Genomic DNA, 26,088 nt, shown 5'->3' on the forward strand with positions numbered 1-26,088 from the left:
AAACGGATATCGGAGCTTTTTATGCGCTACTTACTTTTCAATTTCTCAAGGCGAAAGACGATCTGCCGGCGCTTAGATAGATAAGGTAAGATAAGTTGCGCAAATTGAAACGAGCAAAAAAGAAGACATCATTTGCAGACTCTTTCAGAATGAAGTTGCGACACACCATTCTGAAAGGAGACAACAAACGATGTCTGAGAAAATTGTGCAGCTAAACGAGGAAGTAATCAAGGGGCAGATCAAGGAATTGGTCCGAAGCAACGTGGAAGAAACCCTGAACGAGCTGCTGGAAAAGGAGGCGGAGTCTCGCTGCGAGCGCAGCGAGGCCCGTCAGGGCTGCCGCAGCGGCCGCTATGATCGGAACCTTACCACAACCTCCGGCGCGACATTACGCTCCACATGCCGCGTGTCCGTGTAAATTCAATGGAAACAATAAGGCAGCCTCAGATGCATTAGAATTTTATAAAATGTCTGATGCTAATATAGTAATTTCAACAGAACAGAGGAATTGTTTTAAGTGCGTTGAAGCGTTCGAAAAAAGCACCCCTTTTTGATGGAAAAACATTTTGGCAAGTTGAGCAAGAAATCGAATGGGTAGATTGCTGACGACCCTTTACATTGATTGTCGAATATTCGTTATTCAGAAGTGCCGCAAATTTGCGGCACTTCTTTTTTTATAAAAATAAGTTCACTTGTCTGTTGCTTATCAATCACCATCTTTTAAGGAGTTCATAAAACGGACAGCATATTGACTGGGCGTAATGCCAAAACGTTTTTTAAAAACTTTTGTAAAATAGGTCGGATTGCTATACCCTACCATCTCCGCAATATCTGACACATAGTACATGTTTTTCTCCAGAAGCTCACAAGCTTTTTTAAGCCGAATTTCTTCTAAAACAGCACCCACAGAATTTTGGATTTCATTTGCAAAAACCTTTCTAAGATAACTTTGAGAAACATAAAGCGCCGTCGCTATATCTTGAAGCGTCAGTTCTTGCGCATAATGACTATCGATATAAAGCAAAGCTTTCTTTAATAAAGCATGGGAACGTGTCAAACTTTCTTCCTGTAAAATCGCATGATACCGATCCAACACAGGATTGCTCACAACTTTCGGTGCAGATGTCGATTGAAAAACCGTTTCACAATCCAACTGAATTTTTTCTCGAATCGGCAGCAAACACTCCAGCAATTCCTCTTTTGTAAATGGCTTAACCAAATAATTTTCCACTGAAAAACGCATAGCTGTTTGAGCATACTCAAAGGTTCGATATCCGCTGATAATTACACAATGCGCCGGCCTACATTTTTCTTCCGAAATTTTTTTCAACAATTCCAATCCATTAAGCTTCGGCATATTGATATCCAAAAGCAAAAGCTGTGGCTTAAACTGCCGAATCATAGCAAGTGTTTCCTCTCCGTCTGCTCCAACGCCACATAGCGTAAAACCATATTCCTCCCAAGGAATAATTTTTCTCAGGTAGGCCTGAAATAAAGCCTCATCGTCCGATGCCACACAACGAATTTTTTCATCCATCTTCGGTTTTCTCCTGTCGCCTTTTTAGTAATTTTACTGTCACTACCGTCCCTTTTCCTAGTTCACTTTGGATTGTAACACCGCACTCCGGTGAAAAATAAAGCTTAATCCGTGCATCTACGCTATATAAACCAAAATGCGATTTGGATTTTGTTCGTAAATGCCGAAGCGCTTCTTCATCCATACCTACGCCATCATCTGAAATTGTGAGATAAATATAATTTTCTTCTTCATTTCCCACCAGATATAGGGTTCCTCCTTCACTTTTTTCACGCAGCCCATGGTAAAGCGCATTTTCAATAATCGGCTGCAAAGTAAGTTTAGGAATTGTGTAAGGATAAAGTGCGTTTGGTACCTGTATAGAATACCGAAAAATATTGGAATGACGAAAGTTTTGAATCATTAGATAGTTGGTGCTCATTGTAATTTCCTGCCCAATAGTAACAATTTCTTCGCCATCGGAAAGCGCCGAACGATAAAAATCCGCTAATGCCTTTGTCGCCTCCATTGCTTCTTTACGCTGCTCCATAAATTCCATTACATAAATAGCATCCAATGCATTATACAGGAAATGCGGTTTAATTTGATCTTGCAGCAAAGAAAGTTGCAGCTCTCGCTTTTGCTCTTCCGATTGTTTTAAGTCTTCAAAAGAGATATTGACCTGCTTCACCATTTGAGAAAAATACCAATTCATATCCTCAATTTCATTATCACAATTCCTTTTGTGTTCTATCACAACACCAGAATCGATTCCTTCCATATGACGCATCCGGTTTGTCAGTTTTTCAATTGGAAGAGAAAGACGCCTTGAAAAAAAAACAATACATGCTGTCAGTGCCAAAAGTGTTAATCCTGAAACCCAAAAAACACTTTGATAAATCTGAGAGGACGTTGCCCGTAGTGCCGCATTATCCGTTATGCCTATCAAATACAAGTTATTTTGCGACAATGCGTTTATTGTAACGAAGCTATTTTCATATTCAAACGGCACATTGTCTTGGTAATTCCTTATTAAATCTGCAAAAATCTTCTGCGTGAGCAAGGATTTTTCTGTTGCAGAAATAACGGTTCCTTCTGCATTTATAACATAATAATGTGTGAATGCATCTTCTAGGGAAGAAAACAAATTCGACATAGATGTTTCCCTCAAATTTATATAAACATAACCAATTAATTCCGCATCTGACACACTGATAATCTTTTTGCCCAGCGTTAAAACTGGAGTATCCACCGTGTCTGTCAGATATTCCCGCTGTTCATATGGATACCAGATATCCTGCGTACTATATTGATAAATTGCTTTTTTAACAGTTTCAATTGCCTGTTCATTCCAAGCGTCTTTCATATGATAGCCCGTATAATGAAGTTCTAGATCTGGCCCACAAAGTCCAATGCTCCTGACATCCGGATATAAATAGAGATTGTTGTATAAAAGCTCCTGTATCTTTTTATCCTGCATATACTTTTCCAAACGGGAATCTGCCGGTTCCGTCAGTAAAGTTCTATTTTCATTTCTATTAAAATCATTCAAAATATTTAGTGCACAGGCTGGTAATTCATCCAAGACCGAGTTTATTTGCAGGGATAATATCACCGTTTGATCCTTGTATGAATTTTTTAATTGAGTATTATAAAATGTACTAATTAAGCGCATCAACAAAAAAGCTAATATAAAATAAGAACCTAAAAAGAGAGGAATAAAAAGAAGCAGCATCTTTTTACGAATTGATAGCTTTTTCATTGATTTCACCTCCTACAATAATCATGAATTAAAGACGTGGCAGCCAGCCGCGTCTTTTTCCATCTCAAAGCCGAAGCCGCTGGAATGGGAGAGTAAACGGCCAGACAGTGTTCCCCTTGGGCGAACCCGCCCGTAACGGAGTCCGTCAGCCGCCTCTCTCGTTCGCAGCATTCGATTTGCGCAGGTAGAGCCACTTTGTTGGGACAAGCTCTATGTTCCTCGTTTTTGCCTTCCTTTTTCATTATAGTAAAAACGCCCAAAAAGTCAAGAAAAGCCATCTGGTTTTTCTCGCGAACTAGTGCTATTCGCTTATATTTTACAAAATGGTAGCATATTCTTATACCCTTGCTATTACAAAAACTGCTATGATGAAAAAACCATTGGAAGGAGGATCATATTATGCATTCTTTTGTTTTCTCTGAAAAAACAAAGTTAATTTCTGGCGCAGGCTCACTTTCATTTGTTGGAAAAGAGCTTGCACAACGAGGAATTTTCAGAGCCCTTATCTTAACCGACAGCTTTTTAGGACAAAGTGACATTGTCAAGCGCCTTGAACAAATTTTAAACGTCTCTCAAATTCAAACTATTCTTGACACTTCCGTAAAACCGAATCCGCGGGATGTTGATTGCGAGGCCACTGCCCTTTTGGCACAGCAATTTCAAGCTCAGGCTATTGTTGCTTTAGGAGGCGGCAGCTCCATGGATCAAGGAAAAGCGGCTGCTGTCCTTTGCACCAATCACGGGTCAATTCAAGATTATGAGGAACGCGACCTCCCCTGTGCTCCTCTGCCGCTTTTTTGCATCCCCACCACCGCCGGCACCGGCAGCGAAGTAACTTACGTGGCTGTTATCACAGATACCAAACGACGTTTTAAAATGAGCATCCTGGATTCAGACAAGCTGTATCCGACGGTTGCCATATGTGACCCTGAACTGACGCTGTCTCTGCCCAAGGGACTTACTGCCAGCTGCGGCATGGATACGCTTACTCATGCTATTGAAGCCTTCACTGCAAAAGAAAGGAACCCTTTTTCAGATGCTTTAGCCTTAGAAGCCACAAAATTAGTAGGCGATTATCTCCTTACTGCTTATGAAAATGGATATAACCTTGAAGCCCGTGAAAAAATGCTCATAGCAAGCTCCATGGCAGGCATGGCCTTTATCAATTCCAATGTTGGCGCTGTTCACGCAATTGCCGAAACAATCGGCGCTTGGTACGATATTCCCCATGGTGTTGCCAATTCTATTTTCTTGCCCTATATCGTAGAATTTAATCAACTAACATGTGCCGAACGCTACCAAAAGCTTGCGCATTGTCTTCGCACTGAAAATTTGGTGCAAAAAATTCGGGAAATGAACCGAACGCTTTCCATTCCTCTTTATAACAAACTCGAAAAGGTTTGTATAGAGGATATTCCTATGCTGGCACAAAAAGCAGAGAAGAATTCCCTTTCACTGAGCAATGTTCGAACAATTACAGCAGAGGATTACCAGCATATTCTGCAAAAAGCTTATGGAGAAACGGAATGGTAAAAAAAAATCTACGTAAGTGTTTTGCCATTCTTCCGGCCGTTCCGGTTATGACCTTAGGAGTCGTGCTTTTTACAAAAGCCGGATGGGGAACTGATCCTTTCACCAGCTTTGAAATTGGTCTCTCCTTTGTTCTTTCCATTAGTCTTGGAAATGCAGCCCTGCTTTTTGAAGGTCTTTGCTTTTTTATATTCTTATTTTTGCGAAGAAATTATATTCATTTTGGAACTGCCGCTTTTTGTTTTGGAGCCGGGCCATGTCTGGATTTTTGGACTCTATTAGTGGAAAACCTATTTCCGGAACTAAATTTCTTAGGGAAGATTATCTGTTTCCTTTTAGGAAGTGTTTTTATTGTTATTTCTCTGGCTTACTATGTACAATTCCATTTTGGATATCAATCACTTGATATGCTTAGCATGTTAACAGCAGAACTTTGCCACAAAACTTATGGTTTTGGATTAACCGTTGTCTATCTTGTTCTAACGCTTCTGGCGCTTATTATGGGCGTTAAACCCGGAATTGGAACATTACTCTCTGCTGTTCTATTTGGAAAGCTGGTAAATATAGCCATGCCTGCTGTAAAATCACTTACAAAATGGATTTAACACAATAACATTATGACAGAAATAACAAAAATGTAGCAAATTCTTCTATTTTGTGGCGAATTCATAAGGGATGTACTATTTTATTGCATTACATTTTGAGTTTTTATGATAAAATATAATCAGTTTTTAGAGATTCTGTGTGGCCACACAGCTTTTTGTTTAAAAGCTATCATTGATTAACAAGTAACAGGAAAACATTTCGTTTGAATCAGCACTTGTTGCTAACAATGATATTATCTCTATAATATCACACTATAAACTATAAAAAGGAAGGAAAGCTATGAAAAAACAAAAACTCATCAGCCTGCTATTCGTTCTGCTATTGCTTTTATCATGCACTGCCTGTATGGAATCAGATAAAGCGTCATCCTCTTCCGAAAGCAGCAGTGACTCCACCTCCGGTGAAATAGATTACAATACTACTATTGAATACACTATCTGGGCCTTAACAATTGATGAAAGCTCGCAGTGTGGATTTGATGCTGGCGTAGCTGCGGCAAAAGAAAAATTCCCCAACGTAACATTAAATATTGAACCAGATCCTCAGGATGGCGATGTGAAAATTAAAACCCTTGCCGCTGCTGGAACTATGCCGGACTTTTATGTAACCAACAATGCATTGGTTCAAATTTTTAAAAAGTCAAATAACAATCAAGCAATTGATAAATGGATGGAGCAAACCGGTTTAATTAATCAAATGGATCGGGACTCGCTTGATGAATTATCAGACCCATTAGATGGGCATATTTATGGATTTTCTGGTGGATCTTCCGGCACCGTAGATTTAATCGCTAATATGGATTTGTTGGATTCTTTGGGAATCGATATGCCTACCAACTACAATGAGTTTCTTGATTTTATTCAAGCATGCCATTCCAATAATATTACCCCCGTTGCTGATTCCTTCAAGGAAGGATTTCAAACTGCACTATATTTTGATTTTGTACTTACACGCGAAGGATATAATCTGTGGGATATAGATAAAGGAACTATTTCTGCCACAGATGATGTGTTTGTTAAAGCTGCCGAAAAAGTTAAGGGGCTAGTGGATGCCGGAATGTTTTCTCCCTCAGCTTTTACTATTTCAGAAGAAGATGCCCGTCTTTCATTCTTAAATAATGAAGCTGCTATGTGCCGTTTGCCCGGAACCACTTGGACCGACTATTTTGATTCCCGCGCCGAAGGCAGAACCTTCAAACTGGTTGGATATCCTTTTCAGGATGAAGGCCAACCACAGGATACAGCAAATCGTGTTGGCGGCGGTGATCGCAACAACGGCTATGCTGTTTCTCCTACCGCAAAAGAATTAGATGTTGCAGCTACATGGCTTTGCTACTTCAGTGTTGGAAATGTTGAAGGCCTTTATAAAAACGGTTATACCACAGAAAAGCTTACCACTAATGATATTCAAGCTGAAAAGAAATCTGGACCTCTTTCTCAAGAATATTTCAATTTAAAGGTTGACTCCATCACCCCCATGCCTTGGGCTTGGAATCACGGCGATTCTTATGGTGTGATTTGTGAACAATGCAACAAATTTTTCACTGGAGACTATTCTGTTGAGGACTTTACAAAAGAAACAAATGAAATGATGCAGGAAATTCTTGCAGCAGATTAATTGTACTTTTCCTTTCAAACGGGGAGCTAAAAACTCCCCGTTTTTCCTTAGAAAGGCAGATGATTCAATTGAAAAAATTTAAAAACTACTCTTTAACCTTAATCCTTTTTGTAGCACCAACGCTTTTATTGTTTACAGTCCTGGTTGCTTATCCAATTGTAGAAGCGCTTTACGGCGGCATGCTCGACTGGGATGGAATTAGCTCCGGAACTTGGATTGGTTTTGAAAACTATAAAAAATTGTTTACTTCAAGCCTATTCCTGCTTTGCCAAAAAAATACACTGATTTATCTTGCAGTGATGTTAGGATATATGTTAATTATAGGCATGCTGGCAGCACTTTTATTGGTAGCCATTCGCTCTAAAATGCGCGATCTATTTCGATCCGCTTTTTTTCTTCCTGTCATCATTTCCTCTACGGTTGTTTGTCAAATGTGGTTAAGTATTTTTAATTTCGATTCCGGTCTTCTTAACAAAATATTTGAGATGTTAGGAGTTACTTACCGTCAGGAATGGCTTACAAATTCAAATACTGCAATATTAGTGGTTGCATTTGTAAGTGCATGGCAGTATATGGGGCTTGCATTTATGATGTACTACACTAACATTCGCTCTATTCCGGAAGAATATTTTGAAGCCGCTAAAATTGACGGTGCTTCGGTTTTACAAATGCATCGCCACATAACCTTCCCTATGCTGCAGGAAGCCTTACGCTTTTGTCTTGTTTTTGCAACCTCCACTGCTATCAACGCCTTTGATACAATTTTTATTATGACAAACGGAGGCCCCGGCGATTACACCAACACCTTAGCATATCTTATGTACAAAACAGCTTTTATTAGGGGAAAATATGGATACGGTTGTGCTGTAGCTGTGATTATTGTTATTGAATGTGAAATATTTTATTCCATTATCAATAAATTATTCAATCGCCACGATATATACAAGGAAAGGAGCTGTTAGCAATGCTTTATATTAGAAATAAATTAGCCAAACCTTTTATTTGGCTCTTCTTAATTCTTTTGGGATTGTTTAACCTTTATCCTTTTGTATATATGCTTTTAATGTCTCTAAAAACAAATGAAGAAATTATTCTCCATAATCCCTTTGGTCTTCCCAAATCTATTTATTTTGAAAATTATAAAAATGCTTGGAGCAAATTCAGCATCCCCATCTACTTTAAAAATAGTATAATTGTAACTTTCATTTCCGTTACCCTTACCGTACTTTTGGCATTATTATTTTCATATGCCACCGCTCGAATGCAATGGAAGTTCTCTAAAATCGCCAGATCTTATATCGCTTTTGGATTATTTGTGCCCATGCAAATAATTTTAATCCCTATGGTTATTTTAGTAAAAAAGTGGCATTTTGCTAATACTCATTTAGCATTAATTCTTCCCTACATAGCATTTCAACTTTCTTTTGCCTGTTTAATTATTTACGGATTTATGCGACAAATCCCTTATGAATTTGAGGAGGCAGCTTACATTGACGGTGCAGGCATTATACGCACCTTTTTTGCCATCATTTGCCCTCTTTTAGTTCCTGCTATCGCCGCCGCCTACCTTTACACTTTTATCGGTATATGGAATGAATTTACGATAGCACTCATTATGATTTCTAAAGAATCACTAAAAACGCTTCCTTTAGGCATGATTAACTTTCGAAATCAGAACTCTACTGACTGGGGCGGTATGGGTGCTGCAATGGTTATGGCTTCATTGCCTGCTATTATTTTATATGCTTTTCTGGGGGAGCAGCTTGAAAAGGCACTTGCAATTGGTGCTGGTATCAAAGGGTAATCTTATTAAAAGGAGCTTTTTATATGAATATTAATGGCTTAGATATTTCTTACATTCCATTTACAACCAGAGGTTCCTGGACCGTCGTAAATTATTTAAAATCCGATTATTATGTTTCCTACTTCGGAAGCTTCGGAGACGACGCACATAGTACTCAAGCTGATAAAACACCTTTTATTACTACACCTGGGCTCTATCTGCGTTCTGTAAAATCCAGCGTACAAGACTATAATATGGAAATCACACGCTTCACTCCACTCATAGATGGAAAACCTGTTGAATATTCGTTAGATTCCACTTTTAGCTGCATCAAGATTATTACATCTGCCGGAAACATCCAAATGACCTATCAGGATGACCAAACGCTGCTTATCAAAGGCGTCGGAAAAAATCTGGGACTATTAATGGAATATGCACTCGATGGCCGTATAGCTTACACGCTGCCGGTTCATTGTCCCGAGGGAACATACTATAAAATTCATCATACTTTTGGTTCCAGTCAGCATGATCGCTTTGGTCTCTATGTACAAAAAGGAAATATTTCTTCTGAATTAGAGTGGAACGACCATAGCCATTCGACTTGTACGAAATGCAATTATATTTGCAATGAAGACAATGGGGAATTTCTGCTTGCCATTCATGATATGGATCGCTATCAATGGCCCGAGCCCAAAGGTCCCTATGATTTTGAAGCTGCGGAAAAAAACATGAACGAAGCATTTCAAAAATTCCATCATAGTATGCCTGTATTACCTACGGAATACGATAAAATTAAAGAATTGATTGCTTACATCTTTTGGGGAGCCGTCGTCCGTCCTCTTGGGTTTTTAAAGCGGGATACGGTTCTTATTACTAAAAATGTCGTTTGTTACACATGGGGATTTGAAGCCTGGCTCATTGCGCTGGGACTTTTTGAAACTGACTTTCAGTTGGCTTACGATCAACTATTAACACTTTTTGACAGTCAAAATGACATCGGCGGAATTCCTCATATGATTGGAGACACACTGCAAGACTTCAACCATCAAATGCCTCCAAACATCGGCTACATTGTTGGTAAAATGATGGAACGTTATAATTTCTCCCGAAAGCAATTAGATGAGCTTTACGAAAAAATATCTCGTTACACTTGGTATTTTCTTAATTATTGTGATAGCGATCAAAATGGCCTCTGTGAATACATGCATGGCAATGATGCATGCAACGATGATGATATTATCTTTGCAGCTGATAATGGTGTTACCTCTCCTGATCTTTCAACTTATATGATACTTCAAATGGACACTCTGGCTAAAATCGCCACAAAGCTTGGGCGTTGGAGAGAGGCCTCTATGTGGGAAAAGTTGTCCGCTAAAATGGTTAATACTTTGGTGGAAACATTATTTGATCCTAAAACACACCTCCCATTTGCCTTAAATACTTATACAAAGAAAAGAATTGATGGGGCCACTCCTTTGTTGTTCACCCCTTTGATGCTGGGAAAAAGACTTCCTAAAGAATGCCGTGATGCTATTATTCACGAGTTAAAAACCAAAAAATATATTACACCATATGGCCTGGCCTCCGAAGCAATTGATAGCCCAACTTATGAAGCAAATGGATTTTTCCGCGGTCCTATTTGGTGGACTCAAACCCTCAGTACAGTAGATGGACTTTATAAATGTGGGGAACCAAAATTAGCTCGCCAGTTGGCTAAAGCTTATATGGATCTTTACAAAAATACCGAAAAAATGGCCGAGTGCTATAACGCGGAAACAGGCGAAGCATTAAAAAATTGCGGATATGTTTCCGGTTCTGCAACCTTCATGATTTTAGGACGTTTCTATTTGGATCCGCCTGTACAAGATTTCTCTGCCACTTAATCTCATGCGATTTTTCGGGGAAGATAGAAAGCAGCATGCTTTCTATCTTCCCCGAAGCTATTTTCTCCGATACAGCTAAAAAATTTCCGGAATTAACCGCTCACTCTGCCCTTCGCCTTATCTTTCATTGCTGTCATATAGGTTAAAAGAAGTATCAACAAAGACAGAATTTTAGCATTTTTAACCATTATATATCATTTTATTACTGCAAATCTCTTTGTTTTTGTGCTGCTATTTTTAAGCAACATATTTACTACAACCGGTTTAAGCTTGCAGTAAATAATATTTTAGGAGAAACTTATGAAATTAAAAAAATTCATTGATCTTTCCTGGGAAATAGGAAATGATACGCCCATTTATCCTGGGGACCCTGTTCCCTCTATCACGCCATTTTGTACAATGTCAAACTATGGGTACAATCTTTCTACCATAATAACGGGAACACAAACCGGCAGCCATATTGATGCGCCCTTTCATGTCTCTGATGCAGGGCTCACCGTAGAAAACCTTCCACTTTCTTTGTTTTGCGGAAAATCCGTATTGATCGACGTAAGTCAGAAAGGCGTTTGTGAGGAGATTACACCTCAAGATATTCTTCCCTATCAAAAGGCAATCAAACCCGGAACTATTCCATTATTTCGAACCGATTGGTGGAAATATGCCGGCACACCTCTTTTTACACAACATCCTTTCTTAAATCGGGATAGTGGAGCACTGCTAATTGAATTGGGCGTTTCCTTTTTCGCCATTGATACTTTAAACGCCGATAAATCCGAAGGAAATTTCTTTCCAGTGCATGATATGTTTGCCAAGCATGGATATGTTATTGGCGAAAACATGTGTCATTTTGATAAAATTGATTTTTCTTCTATTCTATTTGCCGCTTTTCCATTACATCTAAAAGGTTGTGATGGATCTCCTGTTAGAGCGGTTGCTATGGAGTTAGAAGAATAAAAAACAAATCCACTGGTAACACCGATCGCACCAATTCCATACTTTGCGCCCAGCATATATTCACAAAGAGCTCCTGCAAAGGTTTGCAATGTAATCGGTACTCCGGATGGCATGGGAATTGCCGCTTGAGAAAGAACAATAACCACCGTTGCAAACATCGCGCATAACACTATTTTTTGTTGTTTCTTTTTTCATTTCTAAACTCCTCTCACACTTACATCTCCGGAGGACAATACTTGCCGTTCTCTATCCTGAATTCCGGTGCCGTCAAGAATTATGCGCAAAAAGGTTTGCAGACTCCGGCTGAATGAAGTCAGCCGGCAATAGGGACGCCGTTCAAAGCCGCCTCCAGATGGTTCATATTCATGTGCTTCTTGTTGCCCCATTGGGTTCCAGCCACGTGGCGAAGCCTCGCGCAGACCAGCATCAGCGCAGAGTTCCCATCGGGGAACGTTCCCGCCACACGTGTCCTGCGGCGGATCTCACGGTTCAGCCGCTCGATCACATTGTTGGTGCGGATACGCGTCCAGTGCTCGCCGGGAAAATCACAGCAGGTCAGCGTCTCCTCGATGCCGTCCTCGACCTTCTTGGCAGCCTCCTTCAGCTTCATCGCTCTCAGCTCGGCAACAACAACCTTTGCCTTCTCGCGGGAGGCTTTCTTGTTCTCCTGCGCGTGGATCGCCTTGAGCAGTTTCGCTACAATTTTGACCTTTGATTTTGGCACAACAGAGAAAACATTGCGGTAGAAATGCACGGTGCAGCGCTGGTATTTGGCATCTGGGAATACTTCGCCCGTGGCCTCCAGCATCCCCATGCACTTGTCGCCGACGATGAGCTTTACGCCGTCTAGACCCCGCCCGCGCAGCCGCTGGAAAAAGCCGACCCAGCTGGCCTTGTCCTCTTTCATCCCCTCGGCAGCGCCCGTAACCTCACGGAAACCGTCCTCATTCACGGTAATTGCCGCCAGAATGGCGGCATTTTCGTATTCTCCGCCCCAGTTGCGGCGCAGGCAGATGCCGTCCACATAGACATATGGATAGCGTCCGCCCTGCAAAGGCCGGTTCCGCCAGTCTTCAATGCGGACGCAGGCTTTCTTGTTCAGTTCGCTGACGGTGGCAGGCGAGACCTTGCTGTCCCACAGGGCTTCGGTGATGTCCTCCACACGACGCACGGAAACGCCTGCCAGATACATTTCAATGAGGGCCTCCTCCACGCTGCTCTCCCGGCGGCGATACCGCTGCTCGATGACGGCCGTCTCGAAGGATACGCCCTTGCGCCGCGGCATATGGAGCGTGACATCGCCGGAGGTCGTGGTGAGGTTCCGGTCATAGTGGCCGCTGCGGCAGCCCTGACGGGCCTCGCTGCGCCCGCAGCGGGCCGCCTGCGTCAGGGACTCCGCCTCCTTTTCCAGCAGCTCGTTCAGGGTTTCTTCCACGCTGCTTCAGACCAATTCCTTGATCTGCCCCTTGATTACTTCCTCGTTCAGCTGTACAATTTTCTCGGACATCGTTTGCTGTCTCCTTTCGAATGTTTGTGTGGTGACTTCATTCTACCAGAGCCTGCAAGCGATGTCTTCTTTTATCCTCTTTTCAATTTGCGCAACTTATCTTACCTTATCTATCCGTAAACGGGCATCAGCCGTTTTTATCGAGTGCATACAAATTTGTTGGATTGTTATTCTCAACTCGCTTCGCTCGACGCTTGAAGCGAAAGCTTTTTCACCGGGTTCCTCCACCGGCATAGCCGATGGTTTTCGGGATACAAAAAGAGCTCCGATATCCCGTTTTGACACGGATATCGGAGCTTTTTATGCGCTACTTTTCAATTTCTCAAGGCGAAAGACGATCTGCCGGCGCTTATCGGCGTCCCGCTCCGCCTCCCGCAGAGCGTCCGCCGCCGCCACTTCTTCCGCCACCGGAAGGTCTGCCGCCACCAAAGCCGCCGGAAGGACGTCCGCCACCCGAAGGCCGACCGCCGCCAAAGCCGCCAAACCCGCCAGGTCCATGCGGCGGTCTAGGTGGTGGAGGGCCGCGGAATCCGGGCCCGCCGAACCCGCCCATCGGAGGAGGCGGAGGAGGAGGCCTGTGCGAAAATCCGACCGGGCCACGATATCCGCCGCGATACCGACGCCTTGGACGGAAAAGCAACCGCAAAACGATCAAAATCAGCAAGATGATCAGCACGGTCCGCCAAATACTTTGCCGCAAAAAACGCCACACACTCTGGATGAAGGACGGCCTGTTTTCCTTCGGCGAAGTCACCGGCGAATTTTGATTTCCGGAAACAATCGCAGAAGACGATTGGGATGACGTCACGCCGCCAATTGCTTCCATTCGCTCCAAAACAGCCTCAAATGTACTTTTGACCCCGGCATCATATGACTTTTTTGCAAAATCCGGTTCTAAATACTGATACAAGAGGTCGCTGATTGCCGAATCGGAAAATTGCTTGGTCAGTCCTGCACCCTGCAAGGCGTAGTAATCATCATCCCCGATGGAAAGCAACAGAAGAAACCCATTGTTTTTTTCTGCCGAACCAATCCCCCACGCAGAAAACAAATCATAGGCGTAATCTGAGATTTCTTCCCCATTCAGGGAATCCACGGTTACCACCACGATCTGCGCGCCGGTTTCCTGATAGAGGACATCATTTTTCTGCACAATTTCAGATTTTGTTTCCTCACTGAGCACGCCGGCATAATCCGCTACATAAAACTCCGTCGTCGGATCCGGGACACTTGCCTTCGCAAAAACCAAACCGCCTCCAGAAAAAGCAAAAAGCAGCACAAGACAGAACGCAAGCGCGCCTGCCCCGACCTTTCTGATTCTATTCATCCGCATCGCCTCTTTTCACAGCTACCGTTTTCCGTCTTCAATAAATCGGATCCAATTTTTCAACGCCCAGAAGATTTGCCAGGAGTCCGCCCGGAAAAGCCCGAAGCGGCCCTTTGTTAAACCGCTCAGCTGCATCATTATAGGCATCCCGGCGCTGCATGGAAATGCGTTCCACGCGATCTCCGTTTCCGGCAATCTCCGCATACAGCCGCTCCACTTTTTCCAGATCTGTCGCATCCAAATTCGGCTCCGCTTTGAGTTGGGTATAGAGCGCCTCCGCGCTCTTAATCAGCTTCTGGTTCGCCGTATACTGTTCCGCAGGCTGTCCGGATGTCTCCGACTGATGCAGCAAGGTTTCTGCCGTCTGGCAAACCGCCGCGTCTTTTCCCAGGTACTGGTTTCCCAGCTCTACCAGCTGTCCTGTGCAAGTTTCGCAGACCGACATATATTCCGACACATCTCCGAGACCATCTGTCCCGGTATGATACAAATCCTGTACATCATCGGAAAGCTTTTGCAGGGAACAGCAGCTGCCGCCCAGGATCGATCCGATGATGAACACAACCATAACCGCGACCGCAAAGCCCCGGTTCCGCAACAGCTTCATTCCTTTCACCTCGGTTCAGCGGTTATTTTCGGACCTCCAGCAGTTTTTGTTTGAGCTCGCCCTCAATCCGGCCCAGTTCTGCTTCTGCTTCACGCCGCTTGGTACGCCCGTCCTCCTGAATTTTGGCAACCTCATCGAGCGTGTCAATCAGCGCACGGTTGGTATTCTGCAGCGTTTCAATATCCACAACGCCGCGCTCGGACTCTTTCGCCGTCTCGATCGTGCCCATTTTGAGCATCTCTGCATTTTTTTGCAGAAACGCATTGGTCATATCGGTCACCTCGCGCTGTGCCCGGATCGCCTGCTGCGAATGCTCAAGACCCAGCGCCAGCACCATCTGGCTCTTCCAGAGCGGAATGGTATTGACGATCGTCGACTGGATCTTCTCCGCCATCAGCTTATCGTTATTCTGAACCAGGCGGATCTGCGGGGCAGTTTGGATGGAGACCATCCGGGTAAGCTCCAGGTCGTGCAGCTTTTTCTCAAAGCTGTCGCACATTGCCGCGAGATCGCTTGCTGCCTGCGCATCTTCCGGCAAGCCTGTCTGTTTTGCCTTTTCCTGCCGTTCTACCAGTGCACCGCTCCGGGTTTCTTCCAGCTTGCGCTTTCCGGCCAGGATATAAAGAGAAAGCTCTTTAAAATACGTCAGATTCATCTCGTACATCTTATCCAGCATGGCAATATCCTTCATCAGCTGGATCTGATGGTTTTCGAGTACGTCTACGATCCGGCCAACGCTGACTTCGGCCTTCTCGTATTTTGTTTTCATCGCGTCGAGCTTGTTTCCAGCCCGTTTGAAAATTCCCAAAAAGCCTTTTTCTTCTTCCGCAGAAAAGCCTTTGAGTTCTGTCACCAGGCCGGTAATTGCCTCTCCGATTTCTCCCAAATCTTTTGTCCGCACATTTTGCAGCGCGGTCTCGGAAAATCCGGCGACTTTCTGCTGTGCCGCCGAACCGTAATTGAGAATCTGGCTCGTGTTAGAGAGGTCAATCTTTTCAGAAAAGGCCGCTACCATCTGTTTCTCTTCCGGCGTCAGCGTGCTCTCGTCAAATTTTACTGCCGTTGCGTCCCGATCCTTTTCCGCTTTTGCCGTGGGATCCAACACCAATTCCGGCGTTTCTGCGTTGTCCAGTGTCAATTTAATCTCGTCCATGGGGATCCTCCTTTTGTTCGGTTTCGTCGAGAAGGCCCTCCTGCCGGAGCATACCTTCCAAAACGGTAATATCTGTTGAAATATCCAGTGCCTCATCCTGGAATAAGGCGTCAAGCTGCTTTTCAAAGGCGATCACAATGGTGTGCATCATGCCCTCAATATGAAACATCGTTGTGGAGATGTTTTCGCCTTCAATTCCCTGACGGCTCAGCTTATAATACGAATTCAAAAGCTTCAGGGTCACGGGAAGATAGTACTGCATAAAGCGATGGATTTGCCTGGATTTTTTCGGATTTTCTGCAACAAAATCAAAAATTTTCCGGCAAGTTTCCTCCATCCGGTCCATCTCTGCCGAAAGCGTCTCATCTTCTATGGCATCGTTGGCCAGACGAAGCTGCTGCAGATAGGCATATCCTTCCGCAATCATCCGGTCGACTTCCGGATCTCCGGTGTGAACTGCCGGTTGTTCCGGCTGCTCCGGTTCCGGTTCAATCGGAACATAGGTGACCGCCCCGCGGAAGATTTTTGACGAAATCCATCCCAAGAGCACCGACAGCGCTGCAACCAGCAAAACCTGATACCAGGTGTAAAGCGGAAACAGAAGTGCATAAAACACCCAAACCACACCCACCGTATAAAACGGCGCCGGAGACTTTTTTCGAACCGCGCGCATTCCTTCCGGCGGTTCGGGAGTTTTTTTCTTTGCCGGTTTGACCGTGCGTGCTTTCGCCTCATAAACCGGCGGCGCGCTTTGCGGATATTCCGATGCTGCGCCGTATGAGCCCGTATCCCCACGCGGAACAGAAGCTGCAGGGCCAGAGGACGTATTGTCGGGTTGGCTTTGGTTCTGCGCACGATTTGTTTGTGCCCGAACCTGTTCTTCCACATGGTTCTTTACAGCGTTCACCGTCTGGTACACCTGTGAGGATTGTACCGTTTCACGTACATGAAGCTGCTCATCAAGATACGTTCCCATATTCTTAGCCGTCCGGTAAACCCGGGACGATTCCAGCTCGTTTTCGATCCCTTTTTCGAGATCCTTCCAGAAATCCATACGTCGCTCCTTCCTGCAGTTTTGGGCGTGTTCTTTGCTTTTTTATTGTACCCGATTTCCAGATAACGGTCAAGCAAATGCCCCCGGGAATCCGAACAAAATACAAAAACGGCGCGTCCTAAAGGACACGCCGCTTTTTCAGCAAATCAATTTTGCTTATTCAGCATCTGTTGCTTCTGCCTCTTCGCCGGCATCTTCCAGAAGTGCGCGGATCGAAAGGCTGACACGCTTTTTATCAAAATCAATATCTGTGATTTTGACCTTGACCGTCTCGCCGACCTTCAGGACATCCTGCGGCTTTTCAATCCGGCGATCTGCGATCTGAGAGATATGGATCAGGCCATCGATGCCCGGAAGGATCCGTGCAAACGCACCAAACGTCGTCATACCGACAACCGTTGCGTCGCAGACTGTTCCGACCGGATAATCGCGTTTCAGGATCTCCCAGGGATTGTCTTCCATGCGGCGGTATCCGAGAGAAATCTTTTCTTTTTCGCGGTCAAAGCCCTTGACGTAAACCGTAACGGTATCGCCGACATTGACAACCTCGGACGGATGCTTGATCCGGCTCCAGGAAAGCTCGGAAATATGGATCATGCCGTCGATTCCGCCGAGATCCACAAACGCACCGTAAGAGGTCAGCGATTTCACCACGCCGGTGTACTCTTTGCCCTCTTCTACGGTTTCCCAGAATTTCTCAGCCAACGCCTTGCGCTCATCGCGAAGCACCGAACGGATCGATCCGACGGCACGGCGGCGCTGACGGTTGACTTCGATGATGCGAAGTTTGACTTCCTGATGCAGGAGATCCTCAAGCGGATCGTTTCTCGAAGCAGTCGCCTGAGAAGCCGGCACAAAGACGCGGATGCCTTCGGTGACGACGATCAAACCGCCTTTGATGACTTCGGTAACGGTTCCGGTCAGGACTTCTTTGCTTTCCTCTGCAGCTGCGATAACTTCCCAGCCGTGGATTGCATCGAGACGTTTTTTGGAAAGCATAATGGTGCCTTCCTGGTCGTTTGTGCGCATGATGAGCAAATCCATCTCATCGCCAACTTTGACAAGATCTTCCGGTTTTGCCGACGGATCGTTCGAAAGCTCCGCAGCAGGAATAAATCCAGCCTGCTTTCTGCCGACGTCTACATAAACCTCTGTTGGAGAAACGCCGACGACTACACCGTGTACTCTCTCGTCTGTATTCAAACTTTTCAGAGATTCCTCCAGCATTTCCTCAAAATTGGGATCACCGGTCTCCGCCGGATTCTGAATGGTGTCTTCAATAATTTCTGCCATGGTAACTAGGACCTCCTTTATTATGTCTGCGGGCGTAGATGCGCCGGCAGTTACCCCCACAAAGTGTGCCGTACGCAACGCTTCCACCGGAAGCTCGTCCGCAGTTTCGACCAGATCAGTCTTGCAAAACGCCGCGCAAACATCCCGCAATTTTGCGGTATTCGAACTATGATGTCCGCCAATGACGATCATCTGGTCGGCGCGTTTTGCCAACTCTACCGCCTCCGTTTGACGCAAAGCAGTAGCATTACATATTGTATCAAAAGTTGCGGCATTTGTACATACCTTTTTAATATTTTGGAGACATTTTTTCCATTCTGAGACGTTAAATGTTGTCTGCGCAACTACAGAAATGGATTTTTGCCCCCATTCCGGGTGGTTTGCAAGCAAAACTCCCAATTCTTCTGCATTTTTAAAGACGAACCAGCCGCGGATTTCCCCCGCTATCGGAAGCACATGTCCGCAAATTCCACGGACTTCCGGATGATTTTCGTCTCCTGCAATTAGCAAAATCCGGCCTTTGCGGGACTCTTCCCATGCAATCCGGTGAAGCTTTGCAACAAACGGACAGGTTGCATCCACGCAGTCCAGCCCACGCGTACGGATCTCTTCAAACACGGCCGCCGGTACGCCGTGCGACCGAATCACCACCGTGCCGCCGGAGGGAACCTCTTCTGGCGTATCGACAATTCCGCACCCCTGCATTTCCAGCTTTCGCACAAGCTGCGGATTGTGAATAATCGGCCCTAATGTATAAACCCGTCTGCCCTCCTGCAAAAGCTTGGATACCATTTCGACAGCCCGATCTACGCCAAAACAAAATCCCGCAGTTTTTGCAACTTCTATTTTCAAGTTTCGTCCTCCAAAAGCCTTTGAATTCGCCCGGTAATTTCTGCCCGCGCCTGCTCAACCGCCTGTTTCCCATAGCGTCCCGCCGGAAAAACAAACGGTTCGCCAAACCGGATTTCGATTCGCTTAAAAAGCCGGACGCGTCCTTTGCACCGGATACACGCCGGAAGAACCGACGCACCCGAACGCAACGCCAGAAAGGCGGCTCCGGGCAGCGCAGAAAACGGCTCACAATCTGACACACACCGTCCCTGCGGAAACACGCCGAGAACGGCTTCGGATTTCAAAAGCGACAGCGCCGTCCGCAAAGAAGTCAAGTCGCTGCTTTCCCGGTTTACCGGAAAAGCCCCCAGCCGGTAAAGCAGCCCTCTGGCAAGTTTACCATGCTCGTCAAACAGCTCGGATTTGGCCATGTACCGGATTGGTCTGGGGCAGCCCATCGCCAGAAACAACGGATCACATACACTGCGGTGATTGCTCAAAAGCAAGACCGCGCCGCTTTGCGGAATCCGCTGCGCGCCGTCAATCCGAATCCGAAACAGGGCTCTGGAAATTGTCCCCAGAATTTTCAGCCCTGCTGTGTAGAGCATAGATCGCCTTTCTCAAAATCCGCTAGATCCCGTTCCCGCAGCGCGGCAATCCGTTCCATCAGCATACGGCTTGCACGCCGGTATTCCGCGCTGGTTCCTTCTATAATTCCCAGCTGCTCCGGCAGAATCACTTCTCCATAGGAAATGCACACCTTGCGAAACGGCTTGATTTTTCCGCCGCCTTTTGCCGTAATACAGACCGGAACAATCGGCGCATGATTCTGATACGCCAGCATCACCGCTCCGGTTTTCGGGCGCAGCAACTCTCCGGTTTTGGAGCGCGTTCCCTCGATAAAAATTCCCAATGTCTTTTCTTCCTGAAGGATCTGTTCTGCGGTTCCCAGCGCATTTCGGTCTCCCGTTCCGCGCTCTACCGGAAAGGCGCCCAACCCGCGAAGCAGCCAGCGAAGGAAGCGGTTGCGAAACAACTCCGCCTTCGCCATATAATAGACCTGCCGCTCCTGCGCCACGCCGAGATACAGCGGATCATTGAGCGAAAAGTGGTTGCTGCAAAGGACCATCCTGCCCTCCGGAAGCGGACCCGCACGCCGGATCACCAGCGGCGAAAAAATTGCATAAATGACCGGAATCACGACTTTTGCAAACCGGTACAGCGGCGTCATTTTTGTTTTCACAGATATCCCTTCTCTTCTTCTGCTGTTTCTTCTGCTTTCTGATTATACAAAACAATTATGAATAAATCTACCGGCCACGCCAGAGATCAGGCAGTTTTTTCACGGATAATCGCGACCAAACGGTCTACTACCTCGTCAAAGGACAGCTCGCTCGTATCGAGCAGCACCGCATCCGGAGCCGCCTTGAGCGGTGCAATTTCCCGGTTCATATCCTGCTCATCCCGCTGCCGAATCTCCTGCAGCACAGTTTCATATTCCGCAGGCGTTCCTTTCTCCTGAAGCTCTGCGCACCGGCGACGCGCACGCTCCTCCGGAGACGCCGTCAAAAACACCTTGACCTGCGCGTCCGGCAACACGACCGTCCCGATATCGCGTCCGTCCATCAGGACATTGTTTTTCAGCGCCATATCCCGCTGCAGCTGAAACAGCAGCTTCCGCACTGCCGGCACCGCAGAAACCCGCGACGCCGCCATCGAAACCTCCGGTGTCCGGATTTTCCCGGTCACGTCATCTCCGCACAAAAACACATGCTGCCCGTCCGGCTGAAACGCAAGCTCCACCGTAATCTCACCCTGCTGCGCTACCGCTGCAATATCTTCAGGACAGGTAAAATTCACTCCATGCTCCTGCATATAAAGCCCCACCGCACGGTACAACGCGCCCGTATCCGCGTAAAGATATCCCAACTTTTTTGCAGCGCTGCGCGCTACCGAACTTTTGCCGGCTCCGGCCGGCCCGTCAATTGCAACTGCTATCATTTTGCTCAAACCTCACTTTATCAATTATAGAATCCGCATTTCAGATGCATTTATCCGACCGCGGCGGAAATTCCCGCCGCCCTTCCGGTCGAAAATGCAATCTGCAGATTGAAGCCGCCTGTGTAGGCGTCCACATCCAGGACTTCACCCGCAAAATACAGGCCGGGCAACCATTTGGACTCCATCGTTTTCGGCTGAACTTCCCGCACAGAGACACCGCCTGCCGTCACAATGGCCTCTGCGATCGGACGGAATCCTTCCGCTACGACTTCGAAGGATTTCATCAGCGCCGCCAGACGCTGCCGCTGCGCTCTGGTCACAGAATGGCATTTTTCATGCGGTTCCATCTCCGCACGCCGCATCATAACCGGAACCATTTTCCGCGGAAGCAGCCCTTCTAAAACATGCTGAAAATCGCGGTTTTTCTGCTGTGAAAAATCCCGCACCAGACGCGCGTCCAGCTTTTCCGGAGAGAGCGCCGGCTTGAGATCTATCCGGAAGACGTATCGTCCCGGTTCCATATCGCGGATATGGCTGCCCGCACTCAAAATGACCGGGCCAGAAAGCCCGAAGTGCGTGAACAGCAGTTCCCCGAAATCCTCATACAGTACCCGATCTTTCTGCCGGTCGTAAACCTGCACCGCACAGTTCCGCAGGGAGAGTCCCTGCATCTGCGCACAATCCGTCCCCTCGCAAACGATCGGAACAAGAGAAGGACGCAGCGGAAGGATGGTATGCCCCGCCTGCTGTGCAAGCCGGTACCCCATTCCGTCAGATCCGGTTCCGGGATAGGACATTCCGCCGCAGGCAACGATAACGCGATCTGCCGGATATCGCGTTTCCGACGCACCCAGAACACCGCGCAGCTTTCCCTCTTCTATCCAAAGCGCCTGTACCGCTTCCTGCCGGATGCAGACCCCCGTGCGCCGCACATATCCTGCCAGCGCATCGACGATATCGACCGCCCGATCGGACACCGGAAACACCCGGTTTCCACGTTCTATTTTGAGCGGGACGCCGCATTGCTCGAAAAAAGCAATCGTATCGTCCGGGCAGAACTGGGAAACGGCGCTATACAAAAAGCGCCCGTTCGTCACAACATTCGAGATAACCTCCTGCGCCGTGCAGTGATTGGTCACATTGCACCGACCCTTGCCCGTAATCATCAGCTTTCGTCCCGGACGGGTATTTTTTTCTAAAAGGAGTACCCGCGCGCCGTTCTCCGCCGCGGTTCCGGCCGCCATCATCCCTGCGGCTCCGGCGCCTACAACAATCAGATCATATCCGCTCAATTTGTTTTCTCATCCACCTTTTCGTACACACCGTATTCGTCCCAAATGGTCTCCAGGCGGCGGAACATTTCTGCCACGTCTGCTTTCCGCCGAATGGCTGTTGCAACAATAAACGCATTTAAAAGGCTCAGCGGTGCTACCAGAGAATCCACAAAGGAAGCAATCCCGCTGCGGGCAAGCAATAAAAAGTCTGCCGCTTCTGCAATCGGCGAGACCGGGCTGTCTGTAATTGCAATGCATTTTGCGCCGACATCCGAAGCAAAGCGCATGGCTTTGACCACTTTTTTGGAATAACGCGGGAAACTAATTCCAATCACGGCGTCGCCTTTCCCGATCCGGATCATCTGCTCGAAAATCTCCGCCTCACTGGCGACATTCAGGTGATGTACATCATCTAAAATCAGGCCAAAATAATAGGAAAGAAACGTCGCCAGCGCAGAGGAACTCCGCGTACCGACAACATAAACCTTCTCCGCAGAGACAACGGCATCTACTGCACGGTCAAAGTCCTCATGTGAGACCTCTTCCATCGCGCGCCGAATCATATCGATATCCTGGTTGAACACGGCATCCAAAAGACTTTCCGGCGCGATGGTCCGCGCGGTAATCTCCAGGCGCTGCACACTGGTCAGCTTGTTACGGATCATCTCCTGAATGGCTCTTTGCAACGCCGGATATCCGGAATATCCGAGTTCTGCAGCAAACCGGACGACTGTCGATTCGCTCACGCCAACCGTATTCCCCAATTTTACAGCCGTCATAAACGCCACTTCGTCGTAGTGCTTCAAAATATACTGTGCAATCAGCTTTTGTCCCTTCGAAAAGCCGCCCATGTTTTCATGGATCCGCTCTGAAAGCTGACTGTTCATAATCATCCTTCTTTCCTGCCTGTCCTGCATCGAAAATGCGAACCAGCTTTTACTCTTCATCCATCTTAAAGCGGAATCCTGCAAAAAGCAAGGCTTTTTTGCGACTTAGCCCCAATTTTTGCAGGATTTTATTTTAATTATGCATTTTTGAAGTCCGCCTCGTTTTTCTAAAGCAATAAGTCTTGAACCTATTTTGGAAAGCGACTATAATAACAGATAGAATTTCACCACAAAAAAGGAGAACGGCAGCTATGAATATCGTGGTCATTGATGGACAAGGCGGGAAAATCGGCAGTCTTGTGATCGAGCAGCTCAAAAAGAAATTACCCGGCCAGACACTCACCGCCATTGGCACCAACACGGCCGCTACCGCAGCCATGCTCCGCGCCGGCGCGGATTTTGCCGCAACAGGAGAAAATCCGGTCATCGTCAATGCCGCCGACGCCGACATCATTATCGGGACGATCGGCATTGTTGTTTCCAATGCCCTGCTCGGTGAAATCACTCCGGCTATGGCACATGCAGTCGGCAGCAGCCGGGCACAAAAGGTGCTGATTCCGGTAAACCGCTGCCATACCTTTGTTGCCGGCGTCCAGGATCTCCCACTCGCCGACTATGCGGCCGATGCTGCCGCAAAAGTGTTGGAACTGGCCTCTGCCCGGGAGAGCTAAGCATCAAGCGCTAAGAATCGCGGGCAGTAAGACCGGCAAATTGGGTTTCACCGGACATGCACGGGTTGGCGGGTTTCATCTGCATTGTGCAGCGATCCGATATGGCGACCGTGTAATCCGCCATACTGGAAACCAGGCCGGTTCGGGCTGACTTTTGTATCCGCATGAATACTTCGTTTATCCAGATCAGAATCCCCGTATCCTGGACGATTCTGCCGTCCATTGTTTTTGCAAGCAAATAAGCGCCCGGAAGGAGTCTGCCTTCCGGGCGCTTTCTCTCTGTAGAGTCGCTTATTCGCAAATTGTTCCAAAAGCCTTCTTTTCTGCCGACTGAATCGTCTGCCGCATCAAGCTGACAATGGTCATTGGCCCAACACCGCCCGGAACCGGCGTATACGCACTGGATTTCGGCGCCGCCTGTTCCAGATCAATATCGCCGATATTGCCCGGGTTATAGCCGGCATCTACCAGCACTGCCCCGTCTTTGACCCACTCGGCTTTTACAAATTTCGGCTTTCCAACCGCAGCAACCACAATATCTGCTCGACGCACAATTTCCGGCAGGTTTTTGGTTCTGGAATGACAGATTGTAACCGTGGCATCCGCATTTAACAGCAGCATTGCAACCGGTTTTCCGAGGATCGGGCTGCGTCCAATGACAACCGCCTCCTTGCCTGCAATCTCAATTCCGTAATACTCCAAAATGGACATGATTGAGAGCGGCGTCGCCGATTTATAGGCATCCAGGTGCATGGTCATCGCGCCGAAACTCGCTGTATTGACGCCGTCGACATCCTTTTCCAGCGCAATGGCATTGAAGCACGCCTGTTCATCGATCTGCGCCGGAACCGGATGCTGCAACAGGATTCCGCAAACATCGTCATCTGCATTCAGCGCTTCAATAACCCGAATCAATTCCTCTGTCGTAGTCTCTCCGGAAAGTTCAACCTTTCTCGAATCGATGCCCACCCGTTTGCAGGCGTTTCCCTTCATTCGGACATACGTCACCGACGCCGGGTTATCCCCAACTAAAATCGTTGCAAGGACCGGAACTCTTCCTGTCTTGGCAATGACTTTTTTGGCGCGCTCCGCCAATTCCGCTTCCATTTTCTTTGCAAGCGCCTTTCCATCCAGCACAAACGGTTCTGCCATATCTCAACCTCCATTTTTTCTCTTCCGCAGGCACAGGGCCTCGAAATTTTTCCGCTCTGAACGTATTATATAACACAACGCTGCGGTTGACAATGTCGGAATTGGTTTTCCCGGCATTCATCTGACCGCAGCGCAGTTCAGTGCAAAAATTTATGCAATTTCCCCTGCAGACGCCGGCAATAGAGAACCACCACGCCAAACAGTGCAGAGTCATAGAGCACAAACACAACGTTTCCAAGCAGCAAAAGCAGCAGCGGAATTGACACGCCGAACATCATAAAATCTTCCTGCGGCACCATCAAAACTGTTACCGCAAGCAGATAATCCGCAATCATCGCCGCATTAAAAATCAGGAGTTTGGCTCCCCAGCAAAGCCATTTTCGAGGGATCCGATCCAGCGTTGCCTTGAGAACCGGATAATATCCAAAAAACAGGACAAACATCAGCGCTGCTTCTTTGTCTGAAACAAACAGCAAAGAAAGCACCGATACCACCGCATAGGTCAGCCAGGCCCACTTTGCGCAGAGTTCCAGCACAATTGCCATCAGAAACATTCCGGCAAGCGCCGGAAGCGCAATCGTTGCAATCTGAACAACACCCGCAAGCAGCATCAAAACCATACACAGCGCTGCGATTACCCCGCAGAACGCTACCGCCATCGTTTTTCGCATCATGAATCA

General features: G+C 46.8%; 23 protein-coding genes and 2 pseudogenes. 9 read left to right on the forward strand and 16 right to left on the reverse strand.

Annotated elements, in window-relative coordinates:
• Nucleotides 1–190: 190 nt before the first annotated feature.
• Nucleotides 191–432: pseudogene (locus IAG03_RS10275) on the forward strand (transposase); the annotation flags it as partial.
• A 274-nt stretch (nt 433–706) separates the two neighbouring features.
• On the opposite strand, the gene IAG03_RS10280 reads toward IAG03_RS10275, so the two are convergent.
• A complete protein-coding gene (locus IAG03_RS10280; protein WP_249319947.1) occupies nt 707–1,537 on the reverse strand; it encodes a response regulator transcription factor in 831 nt (276 codons plus the stop codon).
• Nucleotides 1,530–3,278: a sensor histidine kinase gene (locus IAG03_RS10285; protein WP_249319948.1), complete on the reverse strand. Its 1,749-nt coding sequence runs from the start codon at nt 3,276–3,278 to the stop codon at nt 1,530–1,532. The genes IAG03_RS10280 and IAG03_RS10285 overlap by 8 nt, the downstream gene beginning before the upstream one ends.
• A 399-nt stretch (nt 3,279–3,677) precedes the next feature.
• On the opposite strand from IAG03_RS10285, the gene IAG03_RS10290 reads away from it, so the two are divergent.
• From IAG03_RS10290 to IAG03_RS10320, 7 genes are all read left to right on the forward strand, one after another.
• A complete protein-coding gene (locus tag IAG03_RS10290) occupies nt 3,678–4,811 on the forward strand; it encodes an iron-containing alcohol dehydrogenase (protein ID WP_249319949.1) in 1,134 nt (377 codons plus the stop codon).
• Nucleotides 4,805–5,413, forward strand: coding sequence for a YczE/YyaS/YitT family protein (locus IAG03_RS10295; protein WP_249319950.1), 609 nt, complete (start codon nt 4,805–4,807; stop codon nt 5,411–5,413). Before IAG03_RS10290 ends, IAG03_RS10295 begins: the two co-directional genes overlap by 7 nt.
• A gap of 280 nt (nt 5,414–5,693) precedes the next feature.
• Nucleotides 5,694–7,031: an ABC transporter substrate-binding protein gene (locus IAG03_RS10300; RefSeq protein WP_249319951.1), complete on the forward strand. Its 1,338-nt coding sequence runs from the start codon at nt 5,694–5,696 to the stop codon at nt 7,029–7,031.
• A gap of 68 nt (nt 7,032–7,099) precedes the next feature.
• Nucleotides 7,100–7,993, forward strand: coding sequence for a carbohydrate ABC transporter permease (locus IAG03_RS10305; protein ID WP_249319952.1), 894 nt, complete (start codon nt 7,100–7,102; stop codon nt 7,991–7,993).
• A gap of 2 nt (nt 7,994–7,995) precedes the next feature.
• On the forward strand, nt 7,996–8,835 hold the full coding sequence (locus IAG03_RS10310; protein WP_249319953.1) for a carbohydrate ABC transporter permease: 840 nt from the start codon (nt 7,996–7,998) through the stop codon (nt 8,833–8,835).
• A gap of 23 nt (nt 8,836–8,858) precedes the next feature.
• A complete protein-coding gene (locus tag IAG03_RS10315) occupies nt 8,859–10,697 on the forward strand; it encodes an MGH1-like glycoside hydrolase domain-containing protein (RefSeq protein WP_249319954.1) in 1,839 nt (612 codons plus the stop codon).
• A 300-nt stretch (nt 10,698–10,997) separates the two neighbouring features.
• A complete protein-coding gene (locus tag IAG03_RS10320) occupies nt 10,998–11,651 on the forward strand; it encodes a cyclase family protein (protein ID WP_249319955.1) in 654 nt (217 codons plus the stop codon).
• On the opposite strand, the gene IAG03_RS14685 is transcribed toward IAG03_RS10320, so the two are convergent.
• From IAG03_RS14685 to IAG03_RS10375, 12 genes and pseudogenes are all read right to left on the reverse strand, one after another.
• On the reverse strand, nt 11,540–11,821 hold the full coding sequence (locus IAG03_RS14685; protein ID WP_488169039.1) for a biotin transporter BioY: 282 nt from the start codon (nt 11,819–11,821) through the stop codon (nt 11,540–11,542). The genes IAG03_RS10320 and IAG03_RS14685 overlap by 112 nt on opposite strands.
• Before the next feature lie 143 nt (nt 11,822–11,964).
• Nucleotides 11,965–13,158: pseudogene (locus tag IAG03_RS10325) on the reverse strand (IS256 family transposase).
• A 349-nt stretch (nt 13,159–13,507) separates the two neighbouring features.
• Nucleotides 13,508–14,485 (reverse strand): TPM domain-containing protein, encoded by a 978-nt coding sequence (locus IAG03_RS10330; RefSeq protein ID WP_249319956.1) that lies wholly within the window; start codon nt 14,483–14,485, stop codon nt 13,508–13,510.
• A gap of 37 nt (nt 14,486–14,522) precedes the next feature.
• A complete protein-coding gene (locus IAG03_RS10335) occupies nt 14,523–15,092 on the reverse strand; it encodes a LemA family protein (RefSeq protein ID WP_249319957.1) in 570 nt (189 codons plus the stop codon).
• 22 nt (nt 15,093–15,114) lie between these two features.
• Complete coding sequence (locus tag IAG03_RS10340; RefSeq protein WP_249319958.1) at nt 15,115–16,245, reverse strand: toxic anion resistance protein; 1,131 nt, start codon at nt 16,243–16,245, stop codon at nt 15,115–15,117.
• On the reverse strand, nt 16,232–17,299 hold the full coding sequence (locus IAG03_RS10345) for a 5-bromo-4-chloroindolyl phosphate hydrolysis family protein (RefSeq protein ID WP_249319959.1): 1,068 nt from the start codon (nt 17,297–17,299) through the stop codon (nt 16,232–16,234). Before IAG03_RS10345 ends, IAG03_RS10340 begins: the two co-directional genes overlap by 14 nt.
• Before the next feature lie 156 nt (nt 17,300–17,455).
• Nucleotides 17,456–19,444, reverse strand: coding sequence for a bifunctional 4-hydroxy-3-methylbut-2-enyl diphosphate reductase/30S ribosomal protein S1 (locus IAG03_RS10350; protein ID WP_249319960.1), 1,989 nt, complete (start codon nt 19,442–19,444; stop codon nt 17,456–17,458).
• On the reverse strand, nt 19,441–20,031 hold the full coding sequence (locus IAG03_RS10355) for a lysophospholipid acyltransferase family protein (protein WP_249319961.1): 591 nt from the start codon (nt 20,029–20,031) through the stop codon (nt 19,441–19,443). Before IAG03_RS10355 ends, IAG03_RS10350 begins: the two co-directional genes overlap by 4 nt.
• A complete protein-coding gene (locus IAG03_RS10360) occupies nt 20,010–20,666 on the reverse strand; it encodes a 1-acyl-sn-glycerol-3-phosphate acyltransferase (RefSeq protein ID WP_249319962.1) in 657 nt (218 codons plus the stop codon). Before IAG03_RS10360 ends, IAG03_RS10355 begins: the two co-directional genes overlap by 22 nt.
• 86 nt (nt 20,667–20,752) lie before the next feature.
• Nucleotides 20,753–21,424 carry a (d)CMP kinase gene (cmk, locus tag IAG03_RS10365; RefSeq protein WP_249319963.1) on the reverse strand — a complete coding sequence of 224 codons (672 nt, stop codon included), beginning with the start codon at nt 21,422–21,424 and terminating at the stop codon, nt 20,753–20,755.
• A 50-nt stretch (nt 21,425–21,474) separates the two neighbouring features.
• Nucleotides 21,475–22,716 (reverse strand): BaiN/RdsA family NAD(P)/FAD-dependent oxidoreductase, encoded by a 1,242-nt coding sequence (locus IAG03_RS10370; RefSeq protein WP_283243115.1) that lies wholly within the window; start codon nt 22,714–22,716, stop codon nt 21,475–21,477.
• On the reverse strand, nt 22,713–23,585 hold the full coding sequence (locus IAG03_RS10375; protein ID WP_249319964.1) for a MurR/RpiR family transcriptional regulator: 873 nt from the start codon (nt 23,583–23,585) through the stop codon (nt 22,713–22,715). The genes IAG03_RS10370 and IAG03_RS10375 overlap by 4 nt, the downstream gene beginning before the upstream one ends.
• A 251-nt stretch (nt 23,586–23,836) precedes the next feature.
• Here IAG03_RS10375 and IAG03_RS10380 point away from each other — a divergent pair, with 251 nt between their 5' ends.
• Nucleotides 23,837–24,256 carry a DUF3842 family protein gene (locus IAG03_RS10380; RefSeq protein ID WP_249319965.1) on the forward strand — a complete coding sequence of 140 codons (420 nt, stop codon included), beginning with the start codon at nt 23,837–23,839 and terminating at the stop codon, nt 24,254–24,256.
• Nucleotides 24,257–24,547: 291 nt separating this feature from the next.
• On the opposite strand, the gene IAG03_RS10385 is transcribed toward IAG03_RS10380, so the two are convergent.
• Nucleotides 24,548–25,408, reverse strand: a complete 861-nt coding sequence (locus IAG03_RS10385; protein WP_249319966.1) for a bifunctional 5,10-methylenetetrahydrofolate dehydrogenase/5,10-methenyltetrahydrofolate cyclohydrolase — start codon at nt 25,406–25,408, stop codon at nt 24,548–24,550.
• A gap of 137 nt (nt 25,409–25,545) precedes the next feature.
• Nucleotides 25,546–26,082 carry a hypothetical protein gene (locus tag IAG03_RS10390; RefSeq protein ID WP_249319967.1) on the reverse strand — a complete coding sequence of 179 codons (537 nt, stop codon included), beginning with the start codon at nt 26,080–26,082 and terminating at the stop codon, nt 25,546–25,548.
• Nucleotides 26,083–26,088 lie beyond the last annotated feature (6 nt).

Origin of the sequence: Yeguia hominis (genome assembly GCF_014384705.1) — a bacterium.
Taxonomy (GTDB): domain Bacteria; phylum Bacillota; class Clostridia; order Oscillospirales; family Acutalibacteraceae; genus Yeguia; species Yeguia hominis.

Coding starts and splice junctions, on each gene's coding strand:
- IAG03_RS10280 (WP_249319947.1), bottom strand. CDS start 1,537: ATGGATGAAAAAATTCGTTGTGTGGCATCGGACGATGAGGCTTTATTT.
- IAG03_RS10285 (WP_249319948.1), bottom strand. CDS start 3,278: ATGAAAAAGCTATCAATTCGTAAAAAGATGCTGCTTCTTTTTATTCCT.
- IAG03_RS10290 (WP_249319949.1), top strand. CDS start 3,678: ATGCATTCTTTTGTTTTCTCTGAAAAAACAAAGTTAATTTCTGGCGCA.
- IAG03_RS10295 (WP_249319950.1), top strand. CDS start 4,805: ATGGTAAAAAAAAATCTACGTAAGTGTTTTGCCATTCTTCCGGCCGTT.
- IAG03_RS10300 (WP_249319951.1), top strand. CDS start 5,694: ATGAAAAAACAAAAACTCATCAGCCTGCTATTCGTTCTGCTATTGCTT.
- IAG03_RS10310 (WP_249319953.1), top strand. CDS start 7,996: ATGCTTTATATTAGAAATAAATTAGCCAAACCTTTTATTTGGCTCTTC.
- IAG03_RS10315 (WP_249319954.1), top strand. CDS start 8,859: ATGAATATTAATGGCTTAGATATTTCTTACATTCCATTTACAACCAGA.
- IAG03_RS10320 (WP_249319955.1), top strand. CDS start 10,998: ATGAAATTAAAAAAATTCATTGATCTTTCCTGGGAAATAGGAAATGAT.
- IAG03_RS10330 (WP_249319956.1), bottom strand. CDS start 14,485: ATGAATAGAATCAGAAAGGTCGGGGCAGGCGCGCTTGCGTTCTGTCTT.
- IAG03_RS10335 (WP_249319957.1), bottom strand. CDS start 15,092: ATGAAGCTGTTGCGGAACCGGGGCTTTGCGGTCGCGGTTATGGTTGTG.
- IAG03_RS10340 (WP_249319958.1), bottom strand. CDS start 16,245: ATGGACGAGATTAAATTGACACTGGACAACGCAGAAACGCCGGAATTG.
- IAG03_RS10345 (WP_249319959.1), bottom strand. CDS start 17,299: ATGGATTTCTGGAAGGATCTCGAAAAAGGGATCGAAAACGAGCTGGAA.
- IAG03_RS10355 (WP_249319961.1), bottom strand. CDS start 20,031: ATGCTCTACACAGCAGGGCTGAAAATTCTGGGGACAATTTCCAGAGCC.
- cmk (WP_249319963.1), bottom strand. CDS start 21,424: ATGATAGCAGTTGCAATTGACGGGCCGGCCGGAGCCGGCAAAAGTTCG.
- IAG03_RS10375 (WP_249319964.1), bottom strand. CDS start 23,585: ATGAACAGTCAGCTTTCAGAGCGGATCCATGAAAACATGGGCGGCTTT.
- IAG03_RS10380 (WP_249319965.1), top strand. CDS start 23,837: ATGAATATCGTGGTCATTGATGGACAAGGCGGGAAAATCGGCAGTCTT.
- IAG03_RS10385 (WP_249319966.1), bottom strand. CDS start 25,408: ATGGCAGAACCGTTTGTGCTGGATGGAAAGGCGCTTGCAAAGAAAATG.
- IAG03_RS10390 (WP_249319967.1), bottom strand. CDS start 26,082: ATGATGCGAAAAACGATGGCGGTAGCGTTCTGCGGGGTAATCGCAGCG.